Here is a 21,970-nt window from a genome sequence, read left to right as displayed (position 1 = left end):
AGTCCAGTATAAATATTTATTCTTATCAGTAATCGTATACAAAGATGCTCAGAACAGCAGCTCCAACGGCTGCTCCGGCGCTCCCTGAAAGGAGCGTGCCCTGGTAGCCGATTGTTCCTCCGAGAAGTGCGAACAATGCGGGGCCAACAGCTTGGCTAATCCCGATGGTCGTTGTCTGGAGACTCATTACACCGGCACGAACTTCCTCTGGAGCTAGGACACTGATCCTGGTGAAGAGCGTGGGAGTGACGAGACCACTCCCGGCACCGAATACGAGTAGTCCGCCGATTAGCAGCCGGGAAGTACCTGCGAGGGCGACGGCGAGAAAGCCGAGTGCGTACAGGGAAAAGCCGGCGGTAAGCAGAGTCGTCGTCGAAGCTCTACCCGCCAGCTTTCCGTTCTGCGGGCTGTGTTGAATCGCCATACACCAGCGAGGTAGGCCGCTAAATCAAAGGAGTTGAAGCGGGAGAATGCGGTTGTTCATGACGCAGATCTCCCGCTTCATCGGGGAAGTTGTGCCGGTTGCTCAAAGAGTTACTGGCGATGGAGACGAATCCGCCGCCCCGGAAGGTGGCGGCGGATTCGCCGACTATGCACTCGTTTCCCTTCACTGTCTGCGGATTTACCTCGATTCATCGTACCGTATGACGATCGACCTGCTCAAAGAGATGCCACAAATAACGGGGGAGATCGGCCTCAACGCGGCCGATCTCCCCGCGCCGTCCACGTTATGTAAGGCGTTCGACCGGATCAGCATGAGCGTCTGTCGAGTGCTGCTGCGCCAGTCGGCGCAGCTGCACAATCTTTCCGAACACGCCGCGATTGACGCCACGTTCTACGACCGTTCACCAGCGAGCCGCCACTACTGCCAGCGGATCAGCTACCGCGTTCAGAAGCTCAAAGTCACGAAACTCGTCGATACAGCGTCGCAGGCCGTCATTGACGTTCACTGCTCAACGAATCGAGAAGGAAGCGACGCAGACCTCGCTGAGCAGATCGCCCGCCGGAACGCGGGCGATCTGCGGTCTCTTGCGGCCGATAAGGGCTACGACAAGCAATCTCTCCGCGAAGGTCTGCGTGAGCTCGGGATCAGACCGCTGATCAAGCACCGCATCTTCGCACCGTACGACCACGCGCACAACGCCAGAATCGACGATAAACGCTACAATCAGCGCTCTATGACTGAAACCGTGAACTCGGCTGTGAAGCGCTCGCTCGGCTTCGCCGTGCGAGCGCGGTCGTGGTTCCGCGAGTTCCGCGAAATCGCGCTGATGTGTGTCGTCTATAACATCAAACGCTTCGTCACACAGTGAATCTCTCCGCCTTACAGCGATTCAACACAGCCGTTCTGCGTTGAGACGATTGCTGTAACCAGTAGGACTGTGCTGGTAACGAGTCCTATCGTTGTGGAGGTGAAGCCGAACGCATCAGCGAGATAAAAAGGCAGAGCGGTGTATAACCCACCGAAGAGAAAAGTGAAGGAGACGAACATGATGCCGTACAGCGTGAAGGCTCGACGAGTCGGAACGAGACTGACGGCCTCACGGATGTAGCCGCGATCATTACTACTAGGTGTCGTTTCGCCATCGTCGAACGCGAATAGAACCAATCCCGCAACCGGAAGCGTGAACGCGTACATGAGGAACGGCGCGTTCCAGGCGCGAGCTGCGAGATATCCCCCAACCACGGGATAGGCTGCGGTCCCGAGAGAGAGCGTAGCCGACGTGATTCCCATGACGGAGTCATGTTGCCGGCCAGAGTATCGGTCGCCGACCGCGGTCATCGCAAGGGCTGCGAGGATACTCCCGGCGGCGAACCCCTGAAAGACACGCAGGGCCAGTGCGACCGTGAAATCGCTCGTGAACGCGATGGCGGTGCCGGCGAGCCCGAAGATGGCAAGGGCCCCTGAGAGGACGTACCGCCGACCGATGCGGTCGGCGAGCGCGCCGATGACCGGAGCAAGCAGTATCCCGGGGAGAGCGTACAGTGTGACGAACAGGCCAGCGCGAGACTCGGAGACGCCGAATACGGATCGAATTTCGGGGAGCGCCGAGCTGATTAGCGGCACGTCCATCGGTGTCATTAGTGTGGCCGCGAGGATGGCGATCAAAACCGGCGAACGCCATGGGACTCCTACTGATCGCTCAGTACTCGGTGACATCTCGGTTATTCCCCTCTATTTTAGAGTCCAACGCCAACTGCGAGAGGCCAGGCAATCGGAGAGAGCGTGAGGAAGACTAACGCGCTCCCGATCAGCCCGATGTTTTTCAAGAAGTGAATCTGTTCGTTCTGCCGGTCCTGTCCTTCCATGGTCCAGAAGTCGTGCATGATGACCGTGATCGGGACGAGGAAGGCGATCACTGCTAGTGCGCCGACAGCGGGAAAGATCCCGGTGAGGATTGCGAGCGCGCCGGCGATCAGGCCGAAGCTTCCTATCGGGACGCTGATCGTTGCCAGCGGAGCTCCCTTGCTTTTGGCGTAGCCGACCGAGGATTCGAGGTCAAGCAAGTTACCCAGCGCGAGGTAGCCAATGACGAGTGCGAACAGCACTCGACCTACGAGGAACGCCGTCCCAGCCATCGCGGAAGAGAACACCATCAGGCATCACCTTCCGTACTGGAGACTCGTGGGTTACTGTTCGTCCGTGCGATTCCAACCGTCGCGGTTCGACTGTCGTTTGCTGACATCGTCGCATGAGGTGATACGACTGCTTGACGAATATATTTCAGGCAAGTTACACTATACCAGGTTTCGAGCGCTAAACCACGGCAACGTGGCGAAATAATGGACCAGCTCAGAGGCAACTTGAAGAGTATTTTTCGTAATAGGCATCAGGTACCTTCGGCCGTGATGACGGCTAAACAGCCGAATACGCCGCCCGAGTATCTCTGGTTCCCGTGCGGGACATTTGGTAAGAGCCCGTATCTCCCCAGATCTGGGAACCATAACACATTTGTTAGTACGAGAAGTCCGCGATTATGATGGCCTCAGTTGGACTAGTGATTGCACAGTTCTACGAAACAATGGCCGAAGAGATGGAAGACCGAGCCCAAGAGCGAATATTAGAACGGGACGCTGAAATCACTACAACAGTCTACGTCCCGGGGGTCTACGATACTCCACTTGCGGCTGACCGTCTCGCACGGTGCGACGAAATTGACGCTGTAACAGTGTTGGGGGCGGTCGTTACGGGTGACACAGACCACGATCAGGTTGTTACCCACACTGCGGCTGACAAACTCGGCGACGTCAGCCTCGACCGAGATACACCCGTGACGTTCGGCGTAATCGGACCGGATATGAGCTCCGCCGAAGCACACGAACGGATCGAATACGCGGTGAATGCTGTTGATGCCGCCGTCGATACTGTTAGAGAGCTTCCAGGGTAGACTCCACTAGACGAAGCTAGCACCACTTCCGCGGACAATGAGGAGCGTGCCAACACCGACAACCATTGCGAGCAAGACGCTCTCCGTCCTATGGGCGACAACGACCACAACGATTCCGGCCATCCACTCACTTAGGCCGCCCTCCAACAATCGAACAACCAGTATTGCAACGAGAATTCCGCCAGGCAGAGCGTCGAGCCCATCTCGCACTGACTCAGACGGCTCAACTCGGTCCAGTGCCCAGAATCCGCCAGCCTTGGTCACGTACGTGACGATACTCATCCCGGACACGACTGCGAGCGCTGTCAGCGACACTTCACCGAACATTACGCGTCACCTCGGTCAAACTCGCGGCAAGTCCCCCCGCCAAGATATACCAGCGGCCGGGCAGAACTACATCAACGCTGACAGCAACGACGGCAGCTACAACCCACGGGATGAGGGAATCTCGCCCCTCCCAGAAGCTGACCAGTAACGCAAGGAAAATCGCCGTCAGGATGAAACTCAGACCGTAGGTTTCCGGGTTCCCGATGCGGCTGCCAGCGACCGAGCCAATAGCGGTGCAGACAACCCAGAAAACCCAGATTGCCAACCCGCTTCCCAGTAGAAACGCTCCGCGTCCGTTACCGTCACGGAGGTCCTGAATCGTGAGTGCCCAGTTCTCGTCCGCCATGAAGAAGAGGCTCATATACGCCTGTCGAGACGAGAGCCGCGTAAACCACGGGCGCAACGACGCCCCCATCAGGAGGTAACGGAGGTTCACCACCAGCGTTGTTCCGACGACGGCGACGACGGGAATCGGCCAGTCCCACAGACCGACTGCGATGAGTTGTGCTGCCCCTGCCAACACGGTCGCACTCATTACCACGGCAGTGAGGAGACTCAGACCGGCCTCACGCGCGAGTACGCCAAACACGAGGCCATAGGCACCGACTCCGAGCGCGACGGGAACGCACGTGACGAAGCCAGCCCGGACACCGTTCCGAGAAAACCCTACCTGTTCGCTCTCAGTCTCCGCTGACATGTCCTCATCGCCGGCCGACGAATCTTCACCTGATTCCGTGTTCGTTTGAGCCATATTCGATAGTCACCACGTTACCGTTCAGCAACCGGTGTCCACGACCGTTGTGTGTCACCGACGTAGTGAGACGAAGGCCGGATCAGCCGGTTGTCATCCATCTGTTCCAGTGCGTGAGCCGTCCAGCCACCGACTCGGGAGATAGCGAACGTGGCCGTGAAGAGGTCTTTCGGAATACCGACGCCGTCGAGTAGAATGGCGGTGTAGAACTCTACATTTGTCTCTAACTGCCGATCAGGCATGTGTTCCGATAACAGGTCAGTAGCGATATCCTCGAACTCTTGAGCAGCATCGAAGAAGTCGGCGTCGCCGCCGTCGATGTAGAAGCGCTTCGCAGCTGATTCGAGTACAGCTGCCCTCGGGTCACGTGCGCGATACACGCGGTGACCGAATCCCATCAGGCGCTCTCCAGCGTCCAACGTTTCGCGGACATACCTTTCTGCATCGCCTGTTTCATACACTTCCCGAAGCATTTCCAAAACTGGACCAGGTGCACCCCCGTGGAGAGGGCCCTTGAGCGTCCCGACCGCAGCCGTCACCGCAGAGACGAGATCCGATCCTGTAGAGACGACCACGCGTGCGCTGAATGTGGACGCGTTCAATCCGTGGTCGGCGACAGTATTAAGATAGGTTTCGAGCCCGGCAACTTGGGCTTCGGACGGTTCTTCGCCCGTGAGCATATAGAGGTAATTTGCCGTGTGTCCCAGGTCGTCGCGGGGAGTGACCGGTTCCTTTCCCTGACGGTATCGCCAGTACGTCGCTACAATAGTGGGAAAAACCGCGATCACTCGTCGGACGTCTTCACCTTGATCTTGCTCTGTAACGCCGAGGTTCGCTGCGGCGACGCCCATCCGGAGGGCATCCATTGCCGGCTTCTCCTCTCGGGCCGCACGCCGGAGAACAGCCTGAACCTCCTCACTAATCTGTCGGTGTGACGACAGTTCATCCCTGAAGTCGGCATATTCCGTCGAAGTCGGTAGCCGGCCGTTCAGCAGGAGGAAGACCGTCTCCTCGTAGCGCGCGTTACCGGCGAGTTCGTCTATTGGGAACCCTCGAATAGCCAGGTTCCCCTGTCCACCGTTGATCTGACTCAGGCGCGTTTCCGCAACAGCGACACCTTCCAGGCCGGGGTTGAGCGAATCAGTCATGTGTTTGCCTCGTTAATCGCAGTAGACTCGTCGGATAACTCGCCTCGTTCATGCGGGGTTTCCCAATTCAGTTCGGGTCCTACCGGGACGAATCCGGTTGGATTGATGTCGTCGTGACTGCGATAGTAGTGTTCCTTGACGTGGTTCATGTTACAGGTCTCGGGGACCCCATCCGTTTGGTAGATGTCTCGGGCGTAGGCCCAGAGGTGGTCGAAGTCGATTAGCTGACAGACGTTACACTTGAAGTGAGTGTGGTAGACAGCGTCGAACCGATACAGCGTCGGGAAGAGGAACACGTCTGCAAGGGTGAGCTGGTCACCAACGACGTATCGGCGGGTGGAGAGGGTCTCGTCCCATCGAGACATCGCATCAAAGAGCTCCTGTACGGCCTCTTCATAGGCGGCCTGCGAGTCGGCGAATCCGGCTCGGTAGACGCCGCTGTTGATCGAGGAGTGGATGTCTTCGATAGCCTCGTCGATCTCCTCTCGGAGGGACTCAGGGTAGAGATCCCTCGGTTTCGACGCGTAATCACCGAATTCCGTGGCGAGCATCCGGGCAATCGCTGCTGACTCCTCGTGGACGATAGCGTCGGTTTCCCGGTCGTAGAGGATGGGAACGGTCACTCGGCCGGTGTAGTCGGTGGCAGCCTCTTGGTAGACCTCATAGAGAGTGTCGTGGCCGCGTACCGAGTCCGGAGTACAATTCGGCTTCTTCGGCGAGAACTCCCAGCCCTGTTCGTGGCGGACAGGATCGACGACGTCTACTGAGATCACGTCTTCGAGACCGAGTAGACGCCGGGCGAGCGCCGTTCTATGCGCCCACGGGCAGGCCCGGGAAATGTAGAGGTGGTATCGGCCTGCTTCCGCGGGAAATTCGGCGTCTCCGGAATTCCCGACATGCTCGTCAAAGGTGTCGTGAACGTACTGGTCCCGCGTGGCATCGGGTTCCCACTCACCGTTGTGGAGCAGTCCCATCAGCGATCCCCTCCGTTATTCGAATACCAGAAGAAGCCATTTCCACGGGCTTCACGGCGAACAGATCCGTCATCGACGAACGATTCCAGCACCTGTCGCGCTTTCCCATCGTCGAGTTCATACACTTCAGCGACTTCCCGCGTCGCAACGGGTTCGTATTCGGCGATGAATTTCGGCACCGACGGGGTGGATAACTGTTCCAAGGTAGGGTCGACTGTCTTCAGTGCGGTCATCAGTTCCTCGAACATCTGGAACCCTGATACCTGCTTTTCACCGGCTGGTCCCTCGATGTGATACGTCGGGAACGCCCGAACTCCCGCTTGGCGGGTTCGAGAAAGATCCTGCTCGAATGCTGCTTGAGCAATTCCGTTATCCAGTGCTGTCGTGAACTCATCGACATCAAGGCCGACCGACTCCGCGATTTTCACCTGCTCTTCTCGGTGGTTGACGTTACGGACCTGAGTCGCGTACACCTCACGAAGGCGGCGCAGATACCGATTCGCCAGTTCGGTGTCCTGTTGGCGTGCAGCGGTGAATGCCTTGCTTGCGGGGTACGTCGACTGTGCTGGATCAGTCTCGAAGATCTGCGTATCGACCGGCATTCCGTGAATTCGAGACGCTTCCTCCCAGTGTGGCGCAACATCACTAGGTTCTGCGATGTCGTTGGCCGCGTCGTGGAACTCGTCGAAATCTTCCACTAACCCGCCCATGACGTATCTGAACTCTACCTGGTCTGCGAGTACGGTTCGGAGACGCCGAATGATGGGTTCTGAACCCCAGCACCACGTACACATCGGGTCGGTAAACTGGGTTATCGTTGGTCGCTCCGTGTCTGTCGAAGACATATGAACGGCTACAATCCGCCGGGGAATATATTTCAGGCAGAGTACAATAAATCAGGTTTAGTACGGGAAACCGGGTTACTTCTAGACTCAAGCTGAGCATCAGTACAGTCTCACGACGGGACACTTCCGAACAATCGCTCGACGAAACGGGCCTCAATCGAGAACAGTAAGATCGTCGTCCACAACGAGTTCCAGCCCATCACCACCCTGCTCAACGCAGAGTGCTATTTTCCACGGGTCTGACGAACGAATATCCACGAAGCGGTCAGTCATCGCAAACTCTAATTCCCAGATGGGCGTCGTCGTAACATCGAGACCGCGCTCTTGGAAAAAGGCAATAAGCGAGGAATTGTACAACAGCGAGAGCCCGACCGACATGTACTGCTGGGCACCGCAATGGTCGCATGACCGGTGAACGAACACGTCTAATTGTTCGGATCCGGGCACGGCTAAATCGTCCCCGGCCAAGAATTGGGTGCGGAGTTCGTTGGCGCATATCGAGCAGACACCCTTCGAGAACGCTAGAATTCGGTGTCTGATGTACTGGTTCATCCGGTTCAGTAAGGCCTCATGGTCACCCTCGTCGATACTCGGTGGAGCCGTCGTATCGGAGTACTCCCGGCCACACTCCGAGCACAGGATAGTAAACCGCCGGTCGGCGTATCGTGCCTCAATAGGCGCATCACAGTAATAACAGTCAACGCCCACTTTGAAATCCTCAATGTAGGCTTCCCTAGTGTAGGTGCCAGCGAGAATCGTCCGGTACAGTGTCACCGCCCTATGCCGTAGTCGATAGCCGTCCGTAGTGTTGTTGACGAACGGGCCGACCAACTTTTGGAGGTGATAATTGAATTGACTCGTGGAGATGTCAACGTCGGCCTTCGAATACAAGTCTGAGAACGATAAAACCGGTCTCGGGCCTTCTGTGCCCTGTTCGTCACCTAGTGTCCGGATGATCTCCGCACGGTACTCGTTTCCAAGTATGGCAAATGCCTCCTGTGACGTAAGGCTGGTTTCGGCTGTCCCCCCGTCGGATACGAGCATATACCGTACGGTTGACGGGTCAGGAGTTATCTTTTCGGGAGAGTTCTGTAGAACAGTCAGTAAAGGATCTCGATAAGCTCAAAAATATCGATGACTCTGCTGCGCTCGTCGTTTAAACAACTGTTTCAGTCTCACAAATCCCCTTATCCGCCGCCGAATGTGGTCTCTGTAGACCATGAAACGAAGAGATTTGCTCGCTCTTACAGGTGTCTCGATGGTCGGATTCGCAGGCTGCTCAGGCAGTGCTCCGGATCAAGGAACGCAGACCACCTCATCAATTCAGCCCTCCGAGTACGAGTGCCCACCGCACGGTAGTGAAGCCGAAACAGCTGTCTGCTCACATACGGTTGATCCGGAAGCTGCAAGTGTCTATCTAATCCCATCAAATCCTACAGGTGCGGAATCACCAAACGAAGTCGATCTGACGCTTCACAATAACTCATCCACCGAACTGGAATTCAACCCATATCAATGGAAAATCAAGAAGAAATCCACCGCCGGATGGAAGCCAATTGAGGCACGATCGTCCGGTAATGGGCGACTCACTCTCCCGCCCAGTGGAACCCAGAAGTGGACGTTCGGAGAGGTAGTAGAGTTCAGCAACGCGACCGCTACTGTGGGCCCGGGAACATACACAGCGGGTATTCGCGTCCCTCATCCCGAGAATTCGAGTTGGATACGATGCCTTTCATTGTTCCACCTCGGATAAGCGCCAGGAGGCATGTGAGATAACCTCACAGCGGCGCTTAACCTCGATACGAAGTACACATCGACGCGTGAGTACTAACCGTTTACACGGACCCACCCCGCTACACTTGGTATCATTTTAATTACGGAAGTGAGTTTTAGCGGCCTTATTAGTGGTTCTATCGCTTGTTTTACCCCTATGTTCGAACTGTCAAGTGACGAGGTTACTTCCAAACCTATACACCGCGTTCTGGCGTTGATGTCGATTCCGTTGTTGGCTCAGAACGTCGTGGAAGTGGCATCACTAGTAATCGATCTGTTCTGGATCGGGCGACTTGGTGGTGACGCAGTGGCCGCTGTCGGTCTCGCCGCGCCGCTATTCAGTCTCCTGCTCATCCTCGTCATTGGCGTCCCCTACATCGGGACGATGATACTCGTTTCGCAGCGCGTAGGAGCCGACAAAGAAGGCGCAGCCCAACGGGCGACGTTCAACGGTGTCGTCCTCGGAGCAGTTCTGAGTGTCGTCATCGGCGGCGGTGCCGTCCTCGCCACACCGACGCTCGTCGAACTCCTAACTATGATTCGTCCCGGTCCAACCCCGGCAGACGTCGTCGATCTCACAGTGACTTACATCCGAATTCTCGCGCTTGGCCTCGTGTTCGCCGCGACCAGCGACGCAATTGAAGCCGCTTTCGTGGCTAGGGGTGACTCACGAGCTGCCCTGTACATCAGTATTGCTACCGTCGCCACTATCCTCATCGCTGATCCCGTCTTGATATTTGGTCTCGGGCCGGTCCCTGAGATGGGGATCAGCGGGGCAGCGCTCGCCTCTGTACTCGGATTCGCTACAGGACTCGTACTCGCCGTCGCGTTCGTTCTACAGGGGCGTAGCGGAGGAGTGTTGTCCCGGACGGCGACTCGCATCGGTCTCGACGAATTTCGAGCGCTCTATGACCGCGGATTCGCACCGGCCGCTCAACAGGCGAACCGCCGCGTCGCAGAACTCGTGATGGTTGTTATTGTGTTTTTCACAGGCGGTCCCGTCGCATTAGCTGCGTACGCGGTCGGCACACGCGTCTTCTCCGCAGCATCCATCCCCGCGCAAGCGTTCCAGTCGGCGACCCAGAGCGTCGTCGGCCAGAATCTTGGTGCCGGGAAACCGGAACGTGCCGCTGATACCACTCGGGCTGGCGTAGTGATCCTCGGCGGAGTTCTCGGCCTCCTCGCCATCGTCCAGTGGGAGATGGCCAGTAGTATTACGAACGTACTCGCACCGGAACTTAGCGGCGCAGCGTTCTCCCTTGCGGTCGATTTCCTACGACTCTTGGCCCTCAGCTATCCGGCCTACGGCGCGATGTACGTTCTACAAGGCGGATTCAATGGTGCTAGTCGAGGGGAGGTGAGCTTCCGCTCGTCAGTACTCCAGTACTGGGCAATCCAGATTCCATTAGCAGGAATCGCAGCAGTGCTCCTGAAGACCGGAGTTATCCCAGTATTCGGCGCCATCGCGGGGTCAAACGTCTTAACCACGGTGATCCTCGCAGGGTACTACCACATACAACGCGATACGCTGTTCCGCGACGCAGCTGACAACGTAGCTAATGCCTCGGCTGATTAACCAGCAAACTCGTTGATACTACCGCACCAACCAAACAACTTTCAAATGATGACCGACTCTAATCCGCGCCAAAATAGACCGAATCTCCACCATCAGCAAACGACTCAAAACAGATTGAGATAGAGTGAATCATGGTACCCAGAGCAATCTTGAACGGGCGGCTCCAACGTAACTCGGCAGCACTTAGTGACCGTTTGCCCGTTGGGATCATCGCTGCGGCACTCCCTGTACCGTTAGCTATCGGTATCGGGCTGGTCTACCAGGTTGTCGTCCCCGGAGCAGAGTATGGTGTTGTTGGAAAAAATGTCAGCTATGGCCTCGCGTCCCTGTTGACGGTTACCGGTGTATACTTCCTATTTAGCCCGGCAGCGCGAGCGGCTGCGTTCCGGTTTGACCGCCCGAGCACGGATGAACTGGCGTGGGCGCTGCTCGGTTTTCCAATTGGAACAGCGTTGTATCTCGGTTCAACCGCGGCGACCCAAGCTGCGGGACTCACGATGAGTGGCTACGTATACTCCCTTTCTGATCCAGTTGTTGTCGGAGCAGTCATCTTCGGCGCGGTATTGGTTTCACCATTCGTTGAAGAGGTTTTGTTCCGTGGTGTGGTGCTCGGGGCGTTGCTTGGGCGGGGCGTTCACCCGGTAGTAGCCGGTGGACTGACCATTCTCACGTTCGGGCTTATTCACGTCGCGTTACTCGGCGTCGCAGGGGTAATCACGATGTGTACGTGGGCAATTGTTCCGACGGTAGTCCGACTGCGCTTCGATAACCTGAGTGGCGCATGGCTCGTACATCAACTCAACAATATCTGGGGGTACATCATCGTCGTCGCATTCGGTCTCGGATGATATCCGGCACTTCAGCTTCATTCTCGTCTCCTCGCCTATGGTAAGCACTTGACTGTCCGCCCGCAGCGGGGAGCATCTGAAAACTGATAGCTCCGGCAGTAGTCAGTATACAACCCCTATCTACCGACCGTTTCGGTCGACTTGATATCTGAACAAGCGTATTTCAACAGAACCGTCGGCTGGGGCCACACACTTACCTGACCGCTCCCACCTACCAGACATGCCAAGCAACGACGAAGATCCGAACGCGGGAGAGCGACCGGACCAGGATAATATCGAAGAGACGACACAAGGCCATCCTGACGATGAGGACATGGATATTATTGGCAAGCCTGACCCGGACGCGGGGAAGGAACCGTACCCGGATGCTATCGAAGAGACGACACAGGGACACCCTGACGAGGATGACATGGATATCATCGGCGAACCTGATCCGGATGCGGGGAAGCAACCGTACCCGGACGACGTTGAACCAACTGACGGCGGTGAGTGAACCACACGTCCCCGACGCGCCCACTGGGTGAGCGCGCCGACGACGTCGTCGATCGTGAAGAGACATACATCGTTCCGCTCGGCGGCGGCTTCCTGAACGCTGTCCGTGAACCTGCCCCGGGAGGACAACGCGTATTCGACGGTTCGCGTCCCACCGCTCGACGGTTGTCACCGGAGTTTCTCTACGTGCTGTTCAAGTACAGCTAGCGCGCCGTAGTCGAGCGGTGCGTCCTAATACTCACACTCGCCGACGACGAGCGTCTCGCTGTCGGGAAGTCCGACGACGTCAATCTCGTGGTCCTGATACCACTACTGCCCGATATCGAAGATCGGTGCGTTCTCCCGATCTTCAAGCGTCTTCTTCACGAGGCTCGTTTTCCGAACCTCGCCGTCCGTACACGACAGCGACCTGCGCGTTCCCCGACTCGAATAGGCTGTGAAGCCGATCCAACTCATCCGAACGGTTCACGAACGCAGTCATACCACTCACTCAGCGCGCACGAGACAAAATACTCTGAATAATCATATTCCAGAGTATCGTAATAGCCAGTAGCGAACAGCGACTGCCGACCGCATTCCAATAACTGGTGAACAGCCATCCACCCGTCACCTCGAATAAAAACGCGTTCGCCGTGCGTTACTACCGAGAGTCGTCAGTGTCCTACGACGGGAAGTGCCTCTCCGTATCGATGTCGGCACAGTTCCTACACAGCGGGCTTGGCCCATCGTCTGGTTCAACCCACATCCCGCCGAGTGACCGACCGCATTCGGCGCACTCTTCCGGGAAGTCCGGGAATCGGTACGCGTCAATCAACTCGTAAATCCAGATCGCGTCAGCGACCTTTTCCCGAGCCCTGGCTGCGACTTCCTTGAACTCAGACAGGCTCTCGAACCCGTGTCGTTGAACGAACTGCTCGGCCATCTCCTCTTCCGTCATGACTGGAGACGTCCCGAGTGGCCCCCACACGAACGCGAAGGCTTCCGGTCCACTCAGCAGCGCCGTGTCCTCAAGCGCAGCTTTCAGTTCGTTGTCCAGCGGATGGTACGGATTACTGAACGTCTCTTCGATTGTTTTCTCGTTACCGTATCGTTGCGAGTCGGTCTGGAACTGCTCGCGGATGGGTTTGTCTGGCATTGGTGTATCCGTAGTTGTGACTGCGTTGCCGGTTGCGTCGTTTACCGCGCCGTCGGCTGACGAGGAAGCCGGACTCTCCCTCAAAGTACTACGGATGCACAGATTACGCATCCACGTTGTTCCTGGGCTGTCCGGTAGTGATTTACAATTACACCAACCCGATGTGTGATTATAATCTTTTTCCCAGCAAACACGTCGAACACACTCGCAACGAACTCCCCGTCACACCTGCGGTCAAGCGAACGCATACCGAGTTCGTCTTCCACGCCGTTACAACGCTACTGTTCGGCCGCCCGGCACGACTCCGTCACAGCATCGTTCGCGGCGAACCGCCTCCGACTCAGGAGCACGGCCTCGTTGAACCCCTTACTCGTGGAGTGCTAATCGGACGGCATCGGACATTCCACTGATGCGAGCGGCATGCTCCCACGATTCCTCGCGGATGCCGTTGGTGACGTATGCGAAGCCGACGTTCAGTTCCGGGTCCCCCCAGCCGAAAATGCTCCCGAGTCCGGCATGACCGAACATCCGCTCGCGGCTGAACGATCCGAACATGTCATTTGCTAATCCGCCAGTCCAAAACCCGAGCGCGTACCGGGCCGGTCGGGAGAGCGTTCCGTCAGCGTCTGTTTCAGCGTGGGTCTGGGTTGCCTCGGCAACGGTCTCCTCGTCGAGCAGGCGCGTGCCATCAAGTTCGCCGCCATTGGCCATACACGCGTAAAACTGGGCCATGTCTCGCGCAGTGCTAATCCCGTTTGCCGCCGGGATAACAGCACGCCGAACAGCTTCGTTGTTAAACGCGTCCGCGGATTCGGACGCCGGGATCCCTAACCCTTCTCCGGGGTCGCGGCAGCGGTCGTACATCTCGAAGCCGGATAACGTAGCAACGTCGTCGTCGTCATCCGAGTCAAGCCCGATTGACGACCGATCCATTCCTAACGGGTCAAACACGTGTTCGGCGACGTACTCATCGACGTGCTGCCCGGACAACCGGTGAATGAGTTCACCGACGACCCAGCCGTAGTTGAACGTGTGATACGCGGGTTGCTCGCCCGGGTCGAATACCGGATCGATGTCTTCCATCGCTTGGACGACTGCGTCCCAGTCTCCCCATTTTTCGGGTTGGTCGTCGAAGTCACCGTACGGAATCCCGGCAGTGTGGCTCAGCACCTGTCGAATGGTGATCTCGGCTTTCTGTGTCCCGTTGTCGGCGAACCCGGGCCAATGATCGACCACCGGGTCGTCGTACGCGGCTTCGCCCTGCTCAATGAGTTGATGGAGGCCGACGCCCGCATACGGTTTCGTACATGAAAAGACGAGATGACGCGTTTCTACGGTGGTTTCATCGCCATCCGGGCCAGTCGTCCCGCCGGCGAAATCCACGACGAGATCCCCGTCAACGTAGACCGCGAGTTGCGCGCCATGATGTAGACCAACATCGAGGTGCCGGTCAAACTCAGCTCGAAGCTGCTGTCGATCACTATCGGTGAGTGCTACCATACCACTACTCACAAACTACTGTCAATAAAAATTCGGTAATACATAGCACTGATCACTCCCGTCAAGCGTGATGACTGAGGACTCGCTGTTCCCGTTCGTCGACGGCATCTCTGTGTGAAATGCGTTACTTAACTCAGATTCTTTGACGTACTCACCGAGGCTGATAACCCAATCCCGGATAAACGACGGATTCACTGCCTGGACGAGCGGTTGCCCAGTAGTCAGCGGCATCTATTCCTATCATAAATCAGCTGGTGAGACCCAATAGATCGGATGAACTAACGGACTAATCGAACGTGTAAGGAATACGCATCCTAATTCAACATAACATTTCCAAGCTATCAGCGACGGGGGGATTTCAGCAGAACCTTCATCAACTGGTATACTTCCAGTTTCACCCTGTCCTCTTGGCTCACTCCCTTTACCCTAGTCACTATTCGATTCGGTATGGCGACGACAGATTCCGAAGAGCAGATTCGACGCCACGACGTATTTGTGAATTTAGCTGAGGAGCTACAAATCCAACGCTCAGGAGTTCACAGTGCGAAAATGGCAGAGAACCTATTCAGATACGAAGAGGGCCGGGACCTCGTCGGTATTGATGACGAGGCTCAGCGAGCAATCTACTACGAAACCGCGTCCCGGTCGCTCGTCGCTGTTCAATTCGACAAACACGGCGTGTACGCCGGCGAGCGAGAACTACTACAACGCGGGCTCGACGACCCAACAGCATGGGTTGAGGCGCATGGCAGCGGGCTGGTGTGGATCCACCCGCGGTACAGTAACACCGCAGGAACCAGGACTCAGTGAGGTACTCAGGACTTGATGAAATCGCCTTACTGAACACAGAGGGTGTGTTCAGCACGAGATCGACTACAAATTCAGTTCATGCGTCCGCGTCACTTGTCTTTCGGTTCACAACGATTTCTGACTGTGTATATACAGTTCCACCCTCTATCGGATTCGGTGTTACAATGCCGACCGTATACCTCCCCGGTACTTGTAATTCGTTTTCTAGTGATACCTCCCTCATATCCGGTGTGTACTCTTTAGACTCACCACTTCCTGTCTTGGAGTTATCATTTCCTTCTGGCGGCGTTAGCGTAATTCTAGACCCCTGCCATTCGGACTCGTGTTGCCTGAGTTGTATCGCAAACACCAGTGACCCTAATCCCGGAAGGATGCCTGGATCAACGTAGACACTCGCAGAAGCAACCGGTCCTTCGTCGGAAACTGAGACTACTTCGAACTCCGACTCCTGTTCACTCCGGAGAGAACCGAGACACCCAGTCGATGCCACTGCGACTACTCCAACACCAATGCCTCGACGACTCAGTATCGTACTCTCGTCACCTGTCACGAGGCACACCCCTCCTGCCTCTCTGTGAACGTATCATACTTCTACACTACACACCTTTCGCGTGTACATCCACAACGCGTAAGCTGTCGTCTATACTGAAGTAAATGTTTTCTGCCAGTTGACCCTGCCCAACCGATGGTTCACCTTCAGTCTAGCTGTGGTCCGGTACTGAGTGAACGCCCTGTATACGGCAGCGTCTTGCCCAACTATTCAATTCCTACCGGTGAGAGCGTGTCCGATACAGCGGTTGTAGTCAGCACGGAGAGTATATTATCTTCTCCAAACCGGTTCTGAATCACCCGATAGAATGTGTCTGCGAATATAGCACTGAGCCAAATTCATCCCGGAATTGTACACTTGCCGATTGATTTTCATCAGTCAACACAGTTACATTGCGATTCTGTACAGTGACCGTGACGGCATTCACGAACGTCTCATTCCCAGTGATGACTGCAACCGTTCGATTATCGACCATTGAAACCCGGAACCGGTCGTCACCGACGTGCCAGTCGTCAGGGGTCCGTGTACCTCTGGCATCGAGGTACTGCTCGAACGCGGACTCGAACTCTCCCGCATCGCTCTCGGTGTCCCAACGCAAGACCCAGACGAAACCCTTCGTATCACCAGTGGTGTTAGTGACGTGAACCAGTTTGTCGTTGCCCCAACCAGCCGCCGCTTCGATGGCTTGCTCTTCGGAGAGTTCGACGCCGAGGACGGTCCGGACGTACAATTCGCCTTGACGCCGGAATGACGCTGGCGTGGACCAGTCCGTACTCGTTTCGTCGATGACAGTGAGATTCGCCGGTGGCTCAGCCGTCCCAGGATGGAGCACTTGCTCGGTCGTGTTCGGGAGCGCGGTAGTCGGTGAGAAGAGATCGCTTGGCGAGTCCACCTGCGCCGCAAAGTACCGGCCGCCGAAACAGTACGGCTGGGCTTGGTAGCGCTCGTACGGTGTCCCTTCGACGTACTCGGCACACCGCTGGTCAAGGGCGGAAAAGCCGAGGAATCGCTTCGTGTAGACGTCCTCTACGTAGACGGCGCTGCCCTCAATTATCGCGCGCTGGACCCAGATCCCTTCACGTGCCGAGAGCCGGTCGATGAACCTTGTCTGATTCCCGTTATCCGCCCGGAACTGGACGGCGTGAACGTACTCGTGAGCGAGGAGCCGGGCTACCTGCGCGGGCGACCCGTTCCGCGGGCTGATCTGTACGCGTCCAGTTCGATGGGAATAACTCCCGTCGACGCCACCGTCCTGAAACGTCGCCGCCCCCTCGTCGAGACCGAGACGAACCGCGAACTGACCGGTCTGGGACGTTCCCCCAGTCCGATTCAATACGGTTACTTCGGGTGCGTCGTACTTTCCGCCGAGCAGCGACTCAACGCGCTCCCAAACCTGCGTCGCATTCACCGACAGGTTCCCGTAGACTGGTACACGACTCTCGGGGGTATGAACGCCCGTAGATGTTCCTGGTGACGGTGACGATGTCGTTTCCGGCTCTGCGGCCGGCGCGGAACCTCCGCCAAGCGCGCCACAGCCGGCCAACACCGTCGCAAAAACCACGACCAATGTTACGAGAATAACCCTGTTCGTTGGCCTGTTCACTGGTTTATCCTCCTAAATCCCTGATTGCTGTGCCTTATAACTGAGTGTTGATTAATCTTTGACACGGCCAATACACGCTGTGTACTGAGCGATCATTCTACGCGACTCGGTGAACTACTGGCAATAGTGGATTTTCTTAACGCCCTCCTCTATGTCCTCTATTGTACTGTCGATTACTGGCGGGAAACAGTTCGAAACCGGCACTGACGTAGCGAACAATTGCCTCTATAAGCATTGTGTATGGCAAACTATACACGATACAAAACATTCCGTGTCGGTATGTGCCCTCCTCTCTCACGCCGACGGTTCCTGTCGCTCTGTGGGACAGGCAGTATTGCCTCATTCACTGGCTGTTCAAGTCCGGTTTGGCCGAACGATACAGAGAGTACGCCGACGTCAGGGAACACTCAGTCTACAGACGGGTTAGTATGGCAAAAGAAAGTACAGGTCAAACTCACCCGGCCAGATTCATCCGTCTTAGCCGATCTCCTCCGGGTACAATTTGACCGCGACCGAGACGAGGTCTTCGGGATGTTTGATCCAGAGTACGTTGATGGAACCGTTGACGGCGCTTCGGTCGCAATATCGGCCGACTTACATGACACGTTGATGAATGAGTTTGGGGGAGTAAATTACAAAATCAAAATGGGGCCGGTGAACGATGCTGACGACCACTTACACGCCCAGGCCCGGAGAGCTGTTTTCAATGAACTCCCGCTTGCCGGACACGTGTCTGTTGAGAAGTTTTGGGTAGAGGCCACTGATGATCTCCGTGTCAGGTATGTCCGCCCGATAGAAACCGACCCTCCTACTGACCCACCGACCACTGTTGATATTAGCCGATTTGATCTCGGATCGGATTATAACGGATACTGAGATGGACCTCCGTCCGAGAACCGGGCTCTGTATCTAGCAATATCATCGAGAGCTCCGCTGGATCCGACAGAAACGTTGTGGCCGACTCAGAGCGTACCTACAGCAGAGCGGATTCCCCCACAATCTCTGTCGCCTAGACCAGGGGCTGATACGTTGTAGAACAAAAGATAACTAATACATCTAGCACACACGTATTTTAAATTCACCTACATGAGGTGATTACATGGCGAAGTTAGGACTGTGGGCAAACGCGGTAGGACTCCTCATCAGCATCGTAGGCACCCTGCTGCTGCTGCTACACACGACTAACAAGTACCATTCAGCAATTCAGGATATCGGGTCGATAGCTGTGGGGTACCTCGGTCTCATCCTCCTCGGAGTGTCAGTATCAGTTACAGGAGTCGCGCTGCTGCTGAGCGCGAATTCGAACTGACCAACTCGCGCCTCGTATTCAGCATGACAGCAAGAACATCTCACCGACTACGGATTTCAACAGAGCCGGACTATCGGGTCAGGCAGTAATCGCTGACTGGGACTTCGAGCTTTTGCTGTGATTTCCTGGACTCTCGATAGGCTCTCAAACCCTTGTTGTCGAACCGGCTCCCCGATTGCCTGCTCAGTCTCGCCGTACCGGTCCGAGTCGTGTGAGGTTGTTCGTTTCGATGAGTCGTTCAAGCCCGTCTCGCGTCGGAAACCCCCACGTCGCATCGGCAATTGATTGACCTGGTGCCACTGCGCAGAACTCCGTCCCGTACGCGTTCGCCAATATGCGACGCTGGACGCCGGCAACGGCGAACATGCCGAGATCGTACCCGTAGTCAACCCGGTCGATCCGGGCCATGCCGCGTCGATACCCGAGGAGTTCCCGCGGTTCGAACTCTTCCATTGATTCAACCGGGAACCTGAAATTCTTGAACGTCACCGGGTCACCGACATCCAACGTGCCTGTGTCCGGGTTGTACTCTCCGAATGAGAACGGGCCGTGGAGCTCCGGGGTTAACGCGTCACGCGCCGTCCCTTTCTGCTCGGCGTGGTCAGTGTGAAACACCCAGTGGATGACGAACCCCAAGCGCAGCGCTTCCCGTGTCTTCTTCCGGTACGGTTGGTCGGACCCGGCGACAAACTCAATCCACCGGTTCACGTCACCTCCGATGACCGCACAGTCCGGGACGCGGTCAGCGACCTTCCTCTCGAACCGATACTCACCGTGGAAGAACGGCTCGGTTTGTGTGCGGCGACGCCGCTCCAACTCTAATTTCGGCCACAAGTGCTCCCACGACTCTTTCCCCGCCGTTCGGAACCCATCAACGTCATCGGGGAAGTCGTCAGTACTCACTGTCCATCACCTGCCGAGCGTCGCGTCGATTGTCGTGTCATTGGGTGCTCCGTGTCGGTGTTAGCGATTTCACGTTGAACTCTGATTTCGAGCAGTACTGTTCCGCGAGCCGCCCGAGCTCACGTGTTCGCAGCACGTCCGCGACGTTGTGCGCGGCGAGCGCCGCGAACTCCTCGTTCTCGAACGCTGTCACTGCTTCCGCACTCTCCGTGAACGGGTCGAGCTCACCGTACGTCCCGTCGCACAGCACGTCGTACGCGGTGTCGAGGTCGCCGTGCTCGTCACCGTCAACGGTCGTGTTGAACCGCTTCGTGACGAGCGGCATGACGTCCGCGTACGGCACGTCGGTGAACGGCCACGCGATGTCGAGGCGCGCGAACCGCGTGCGGAGGAACGGAAGGTCGAACCCGCCGCGCCACCGCTCCCCGTTGTACGCCACGAGCAACACGTCCGCGTCCCGGAACCGCTCCTCAACGAACCCGGCGACGGCCGTCAGCAACCCGGGTTCCGAGGAGTGCGTCGTCACCTTCACGACCACGTCCCCGCCGACTTCACCGATGTCAGGAGCAGCGCGGCCGCCTGTGTTCACGAACACGCGGACTCCGAGCGGCACCGCGAACCCGACTACTGTGACGACGTCATCCGCGTTGAACCCGGTCGTCTCGATGTCGAACGCTACTTGCCGCAACGTCACGCCTCACCACCCCGCGTTTCTGCCCGCCCCGGGACGCGCCCCTCACCAGCCGGTCTGACGCGGAACTCACCGAACCCGTACTTCGAATGCGTCCCAACCCTGAGCACACCGTTCATCGCCGTTCGCACCGGGTCCGAGCTGGTGTACGGGACGACCTGCCCGTGGTCGATCGTGTTCACCACGTACACGTGACCGTCGTCCACGACACGGGTTTCTCGCCGCCGCACCTCGGCATCTGTAACGCCCCACCACCACGGAACGTCCTGGTCATCCGCGCCCGGGTACTCCGAAGCCGTGACGAACGGCGTCAGTAACTCAACCTGGCATGGCTCCCCGTCCTGCTTGGCTGCTTCGAGGCGAGAGTAATCGAGTTCCGCTACCTCCACGACTCGCGTATCAGCGACCGACACTTCACCGAACCCGTAGTTCCGCGCGGCACCGACTTGGATCCCGTCGAGGACGTCCTCTGATAGCGGGATCGTGTCGTCGACGCCGTCCACGGACACGTAGCAGTGGAGGTACCACGACACGGCCCGCCGGGTGTTCCGCATCGTCTCGGGCCGCCCGAACCAGGACGTGTCAGCGTACGCGACGCGCCCACCGTGCGTCTGGACGTCGTGCGTGTTATGCGCGTCTCGTGGCCTGGAGTCCAGCAACCATCGCTGCGCCGCGTCACGGTACAGGAACAGATCCTCGTACGCGTCCACGTCGGGGAGCGACCCGCCGAGCTTCCCCGCGTACCCGGGCATCGAATGCGCGGCTGGGTACTCACCGTACTCTTCCGGCACGAACACCCCGTGACTCACTCGCAACTCCCGCCGCGTCTCGTCATCGACGTGCGGCGCGACCGCGTTGAACAACGCGTTACCGCTTACGAAGTACGGGTGCCCCGTGTACGGCGCTTCCAACTCGAACAACACCTGCTGGATGCGCGTCACGCTCCCACCCCCGCGCTTCCACTGGTGGCCATCACACGTTCACACGCCACACTATCAGCACCCCGTACCGCACACCCCGTTTCCAGTGTTCTCCACGACGTACTCTCCCCGTGATCCACACACCCTGTTTCCAGTGTTCTTCGCCGACCCGTCACGCGATCCGCACACCTCGCCTCCAGTGTTCCCACGTCTCGGTGGCAGGGTCGAAACGGCACTCCCAGCTGCGACCCGCACCACCGATTTCCGAGGCGCGAACCGGTCCCGCGTCGTCCCACCACGAACAACCCGGCACCAAGCCCGCGACCCGCGGCACGCACCCGTCGCGGCTGCGAGCCCACCACAACCCGCAGCCCCGACCCACGACCACGTCGCCTCCCCACAACCGGTCCGCCGCGCCGACCCCGC

General features: G+C 57.4%; 23 protein-coding genes. 7 read left to right on the top strand and 16 right to left on the bottom strand.

The genetic code is table 11. From position 1 onward, the window contains the following. Nucleotides 1-25: 25 nt before the first annotated feature. Nucleotides 26-424 (bottom strand): MFS transporter, encoded by a 399-nt coding sequence (locus FGL94_RS11685; RefSeq protein WP_144925245.1) that lies wholly within the window; start codon nt 422-424, stop codon nt 26-28. 58 nt (nt 425-482) lie between these two features. Between FGL94_RS11685 and FGL94_RS11680 the strand changes: the two genes are divergently transcribed. Beyond that, complete coding sequence (locus FGL94_RS11680) at nt 483-1,313, top strand: IS5 family transposase (protein WP_144925242.1); 831 nt, start codon at nt 483-485, stop codon at nt 1,311-1,313. Nucleotides 1,314-1,324: 11 nt separating this feature from the next. Here the strand turns inward: FGL94_RS11680 and FGL94_RS11675 are convergent, their stop codons facing one another. Together FGL94_RS11675 and FGL94_RS11670 are read right to left on the bottom strand one after the other, a co-directional pair. Then, on the bottom strand, nt 1,325-2,161 hold the full coding sequence (locus FGL94_RS11675) for an MFS transporter (protein ID WP_144925239.1): 837 nt from the start codon (nt 2,159-2,161) through the stop codon (nt 1,325-1,327). A gap of 20 nt (nt 2,162-2,181) precedes the next feature. Further along, the gene (locus FGL94_RS11670) at nt 2,182-2,598 is read right to left on the bottom strand and encodes a DoxX family protein (protein ID WP_144925235.1); all 417 of its coding nucleotides are present in this window, start codon (nt 2,596-2,598) and stop codon (nt 2,182-2,184) included. A 383-nt stretch (nt 2,599-2,981) separates the two neighbouring features. Between FGL94_RS11670 and ribH the strand changes: the two genes are divergently transcribed. Continuing rightward, nucleotides 2,982-3,389 (top strand): 6,7-dimethyl-8-ribityllumazine synthase, encoded by a 408-nt coding sequence (ribH, locus tag FGL94_RS11665; protein ID WP_144925232.1) that lies wholly within the window; start codon nt 2,982-2,984, stop codon nt 3,387-3,389. Nucleotides 3,390-3,395: 6 nt separating this feature from the next. On the opposite strand, the gene FGL94_RS11660 is transcribed toward ribH, so the two are convergent. The 6 genes from FGL94_RS11660 to FGL94_RS11635 all read right to left on the bottom strand — a co-directional run bounded on the left by FGL94_RS11660 (nt 3,396) and on the right by FGL94_RS11635 (nt 8,478). Beyond that, on the bottom strand, nt 3,396-3,716 hold the full coding sequence (locus FGL94_RS11660) for an AzlD family protein (RefSeq protein WP_144925229.1): 321 nt from the start codon (nt 3,714-3,716) through the stop codon (nt 3,396-3,398). Continuing rightward, on the bottom strand, nt 3,706-4,467 hold the full coding sequence (locus FGL94_RS11655; RefSeq protein WP_144925226.1) for an AzlC family ABC transporter permease: 762 nt from the start codon (nt 4,465-4,467) through the stop codon (nt 3,706-3,708). Before FGL94_RS11655 ends, FGL94_RS11660 begins: the two co-directional genes overlap by 11 nt. Nucleotides 4,468-4,484: 17 nt before the next feature. Further along, nucleotides 4,485-5,615, bottom strand: coding sequence for a citrate synthase/methylcitrate synthase (locus FGL94_RS11650; protein WP_144925223.1), 1,131 nt, complete (start codon nt 5,613-5,615; stop codon nt 4,485-4,487). Beyond that, the gene (locus tag FGL94_RS11645; protein WP_144925220.1) at nt 5,612-6,589 is read right to left on the bottom strand and encodes a glutathione S-transferase family protein; all 978 of its coding nucleotides are present in this window, start codon (nt 6,587-6,589) and stop codon (nt 5,612-5,614) included. The genes FGL94_RS11650 and FGL94_RS11645 overlap by 4 nt, the downstream gene beginning before the upstream one ends. Further along, nucleotides 6,589-7,434 carry a DsbA family oxidoreductase gene (locus FGL94_RS11640; RefSeq protein WP_144925217.1) on the bottom strand — a complete coding sequence of 282 codons (846 nt, stop codon included), beginning with the start codon at nt 7,432-7,434 and terminating at the stop codon, nt 6,589-6,591. Before FGL94_RS11640 ends, FGL94_RS11645 begins: the two co-directional genes overlap by 1 nt. Nucleotides 7,435-7,587: 153 nt before the next feature. Continuing rightward, nucleotides 7,588-8,478, bottom strand: a complete 891-nt coding sequence (locus FGL94_RS11635; RefSeq protein ID WP_144925214.1) for a DUF7351 domain-containing protein — start codon at nt 8,476-8,478, stop codon at nt 7,588-7,590. 886 nt (nt 8,479-9,364) lie between these two features. Here FGL94_RS11635 and FGL94_RS11630 point away from each other — a divergent pair. From FGL94_RS11630 to FGL94_RS18350, 3 genes are all read left to right on the top strand, one after another. Next, on the top strand, nt 9,365-10,783 hold the full coding sequence (locus FGL94_RS11630) for an MATE family efflux transporter (RefSeq protein WP_144925211.1): 1,419 nt from the start codon (nt 9,365-9,367) through the stop codon (nt 10,781-10,783). 194 nt (nt 10,784-10,977) lie between these two features. Then, nucleotides 10,978-11,631 (top strand): CPBP family intramembrane glutamic endopeptidase, encoded by a 654-nt coding sequence (locus tag FGL94_RS11625; protein WP_206664921.1) that lies wholly within the window; start codon nt 10,978-10,980, stop codon nt 11,629-11,631. A gap of 220 nt (nt 11,632-11,851) precedes the next feature. After that, on the top strand, nt 11,852-12,124 hold the full coding sequence (locus FGL94_RS18350; RefSeq protein ID WP_186313400.1) for a hypothetical protein: 273 nt from the start codon (nt 11,852-11,854) through the stop codon (nt 12,122-12,124). 660 nt (nt 12,125-12,784) lie between these two features. Here the strand turns inward: FGL94_RS18350 and FGL94_RS11615 are convergent. After that, a complete protein-coding gene (locus tag FGL94_RS11615) occupies nt 12,785-13,258 on the bottom strand; it encodes a hypothetical protein (protein WP_144925205.1) in 474 nt (157 codons plus the stop codon). A 366-nt stretch (nt 13,259-13,624) separates the two neighbouring features. Next, nucleotides 13,625-14,758: a serine hydrolase domain-containing protein gene (locus FGL94_RS11610; protein WP_144925202.1), complete on the bottom strand. Its 1,134-nt coding sequence runs from the start codon at nt 14,756-14,758 to the stop codon at nt 13,625-13,627. 447 nt (nt 14,759-15,205) lie between these two features. Between FGL94_RS11610 and FGL94_RS11605 the strand changes: the two genes are divergently transcribed. Beyond that, a complete protein-coding gene (locus FGL94_RS11605) occupies nt 15,206-15,568 on the top strand; it encodes a hypothetical protein (RefSeq protein WP_241659166.1) in 363 nt (120 codons plus the stop codon). 76 nt (nt 15,569-15,644) lie between these two features. Here the strand turns inward: FGL94_RS11605 and FGL94_RS11600 are convergent, their stop codons facing one another. Then, entirely contained in the window at nt 15,645-16,118 is a 474-nt protein-coding gene (locus FGL94_RS11600; RefSeq protein ID WP_144925199.1) for a hypothetical protein, read from the bottom strand. Nucleotides 16,119-16,413: 295 nt separating this feature from the next. Continuing rightward, nucleotides 16,414-17,721, bottom strand: a complete 1,308-nt coding sequence (locus tag FGL94_RS11595; RefSeq protein ID WP_144925196.1) for a hypothetical protein — start codon at nt 17,719-17,721, stop codon at nt 16,414-16,416. Between the two features lie 531 nt (nt 17,722-18,252). On the opposite strand from FGL94_RS11595, the gene FGL94_RS11590 reads away from it, so the two are divergent. Continuing rightward, nucleotides 18,253-18,597, top strand: coding sequence for a hypothetical protein (locus FGL94_RS11590; protein WP_144925193.1), 345 nt, complete (start codon nt 18,253-18,255; stop codon nt 18,595-18,597). Between the two features lie 616 nt (nt 18,598-19,213). Here the strand turns inward: FGL94_RS11590 and FGL94_RS11580 are convergent. The 3 genes from FGL94_RS11580 to FGL94_RS11570 are packed head-to-tail and all read right to left on the bottom strand — an operon-like array spanning nt 19,214 to nt 21,565. Beyond that, the gene (locus FGL94_RS11580) at nt 19,214-19,933 is read right to left on the bottom strand and encodes a hypothetical protein (RefSeq protein WP_144925188.1); all 720 of its coding nucleotides are present in this window, start codon (nt 19,931-19,933) and stop codon (nt 19,214-19,216) included. Between the two features lie 37 nt (nt 19,934-19,970). Next, nucleotides 19,971-20,627 carry a 3'-5' exonuclease family protein gene (locus FGL94_RS11575; protein WP_144925185.1) on the bottom strand — a complete coding sequence of 219 codons (657 nt, stop codon included), beginning with the start codon at nt 20,625-20,627 and terminating at the stop codon, nt 19,971-19,973. Then, nucleotides 20,624-21,565 (bottom strand): hypothetical protein, encoded by a 942-nt coding sequence (locus FGL94_RS11570; protein WP_144925182.1) that lies wholly within the window; start codon nt 21,563-21,565, stop codon nt 20,624-20,626. The genes FGL94_RS11575 and FGL94_RS11570 overlap by 4 nt, the downstream gene beginning before the upstream one ends. Nucleotides 21,566-21,970 lie beyond the last annotated feature (405 nt).

It is taken from the genome of Halorubrum salsamenti, from assembly GCF_007671685.1.
In the GTDB taxonomy this organism is placed as follows: Archaea; Halobacteriota; Halobacteria; order Halobacteriales; family Haloferacaceae; genus Halorubrum; species Halorubrum salsamenti.
This window is presented reverse-complemented; position numbering and strand designations above follow the sequence as displayed.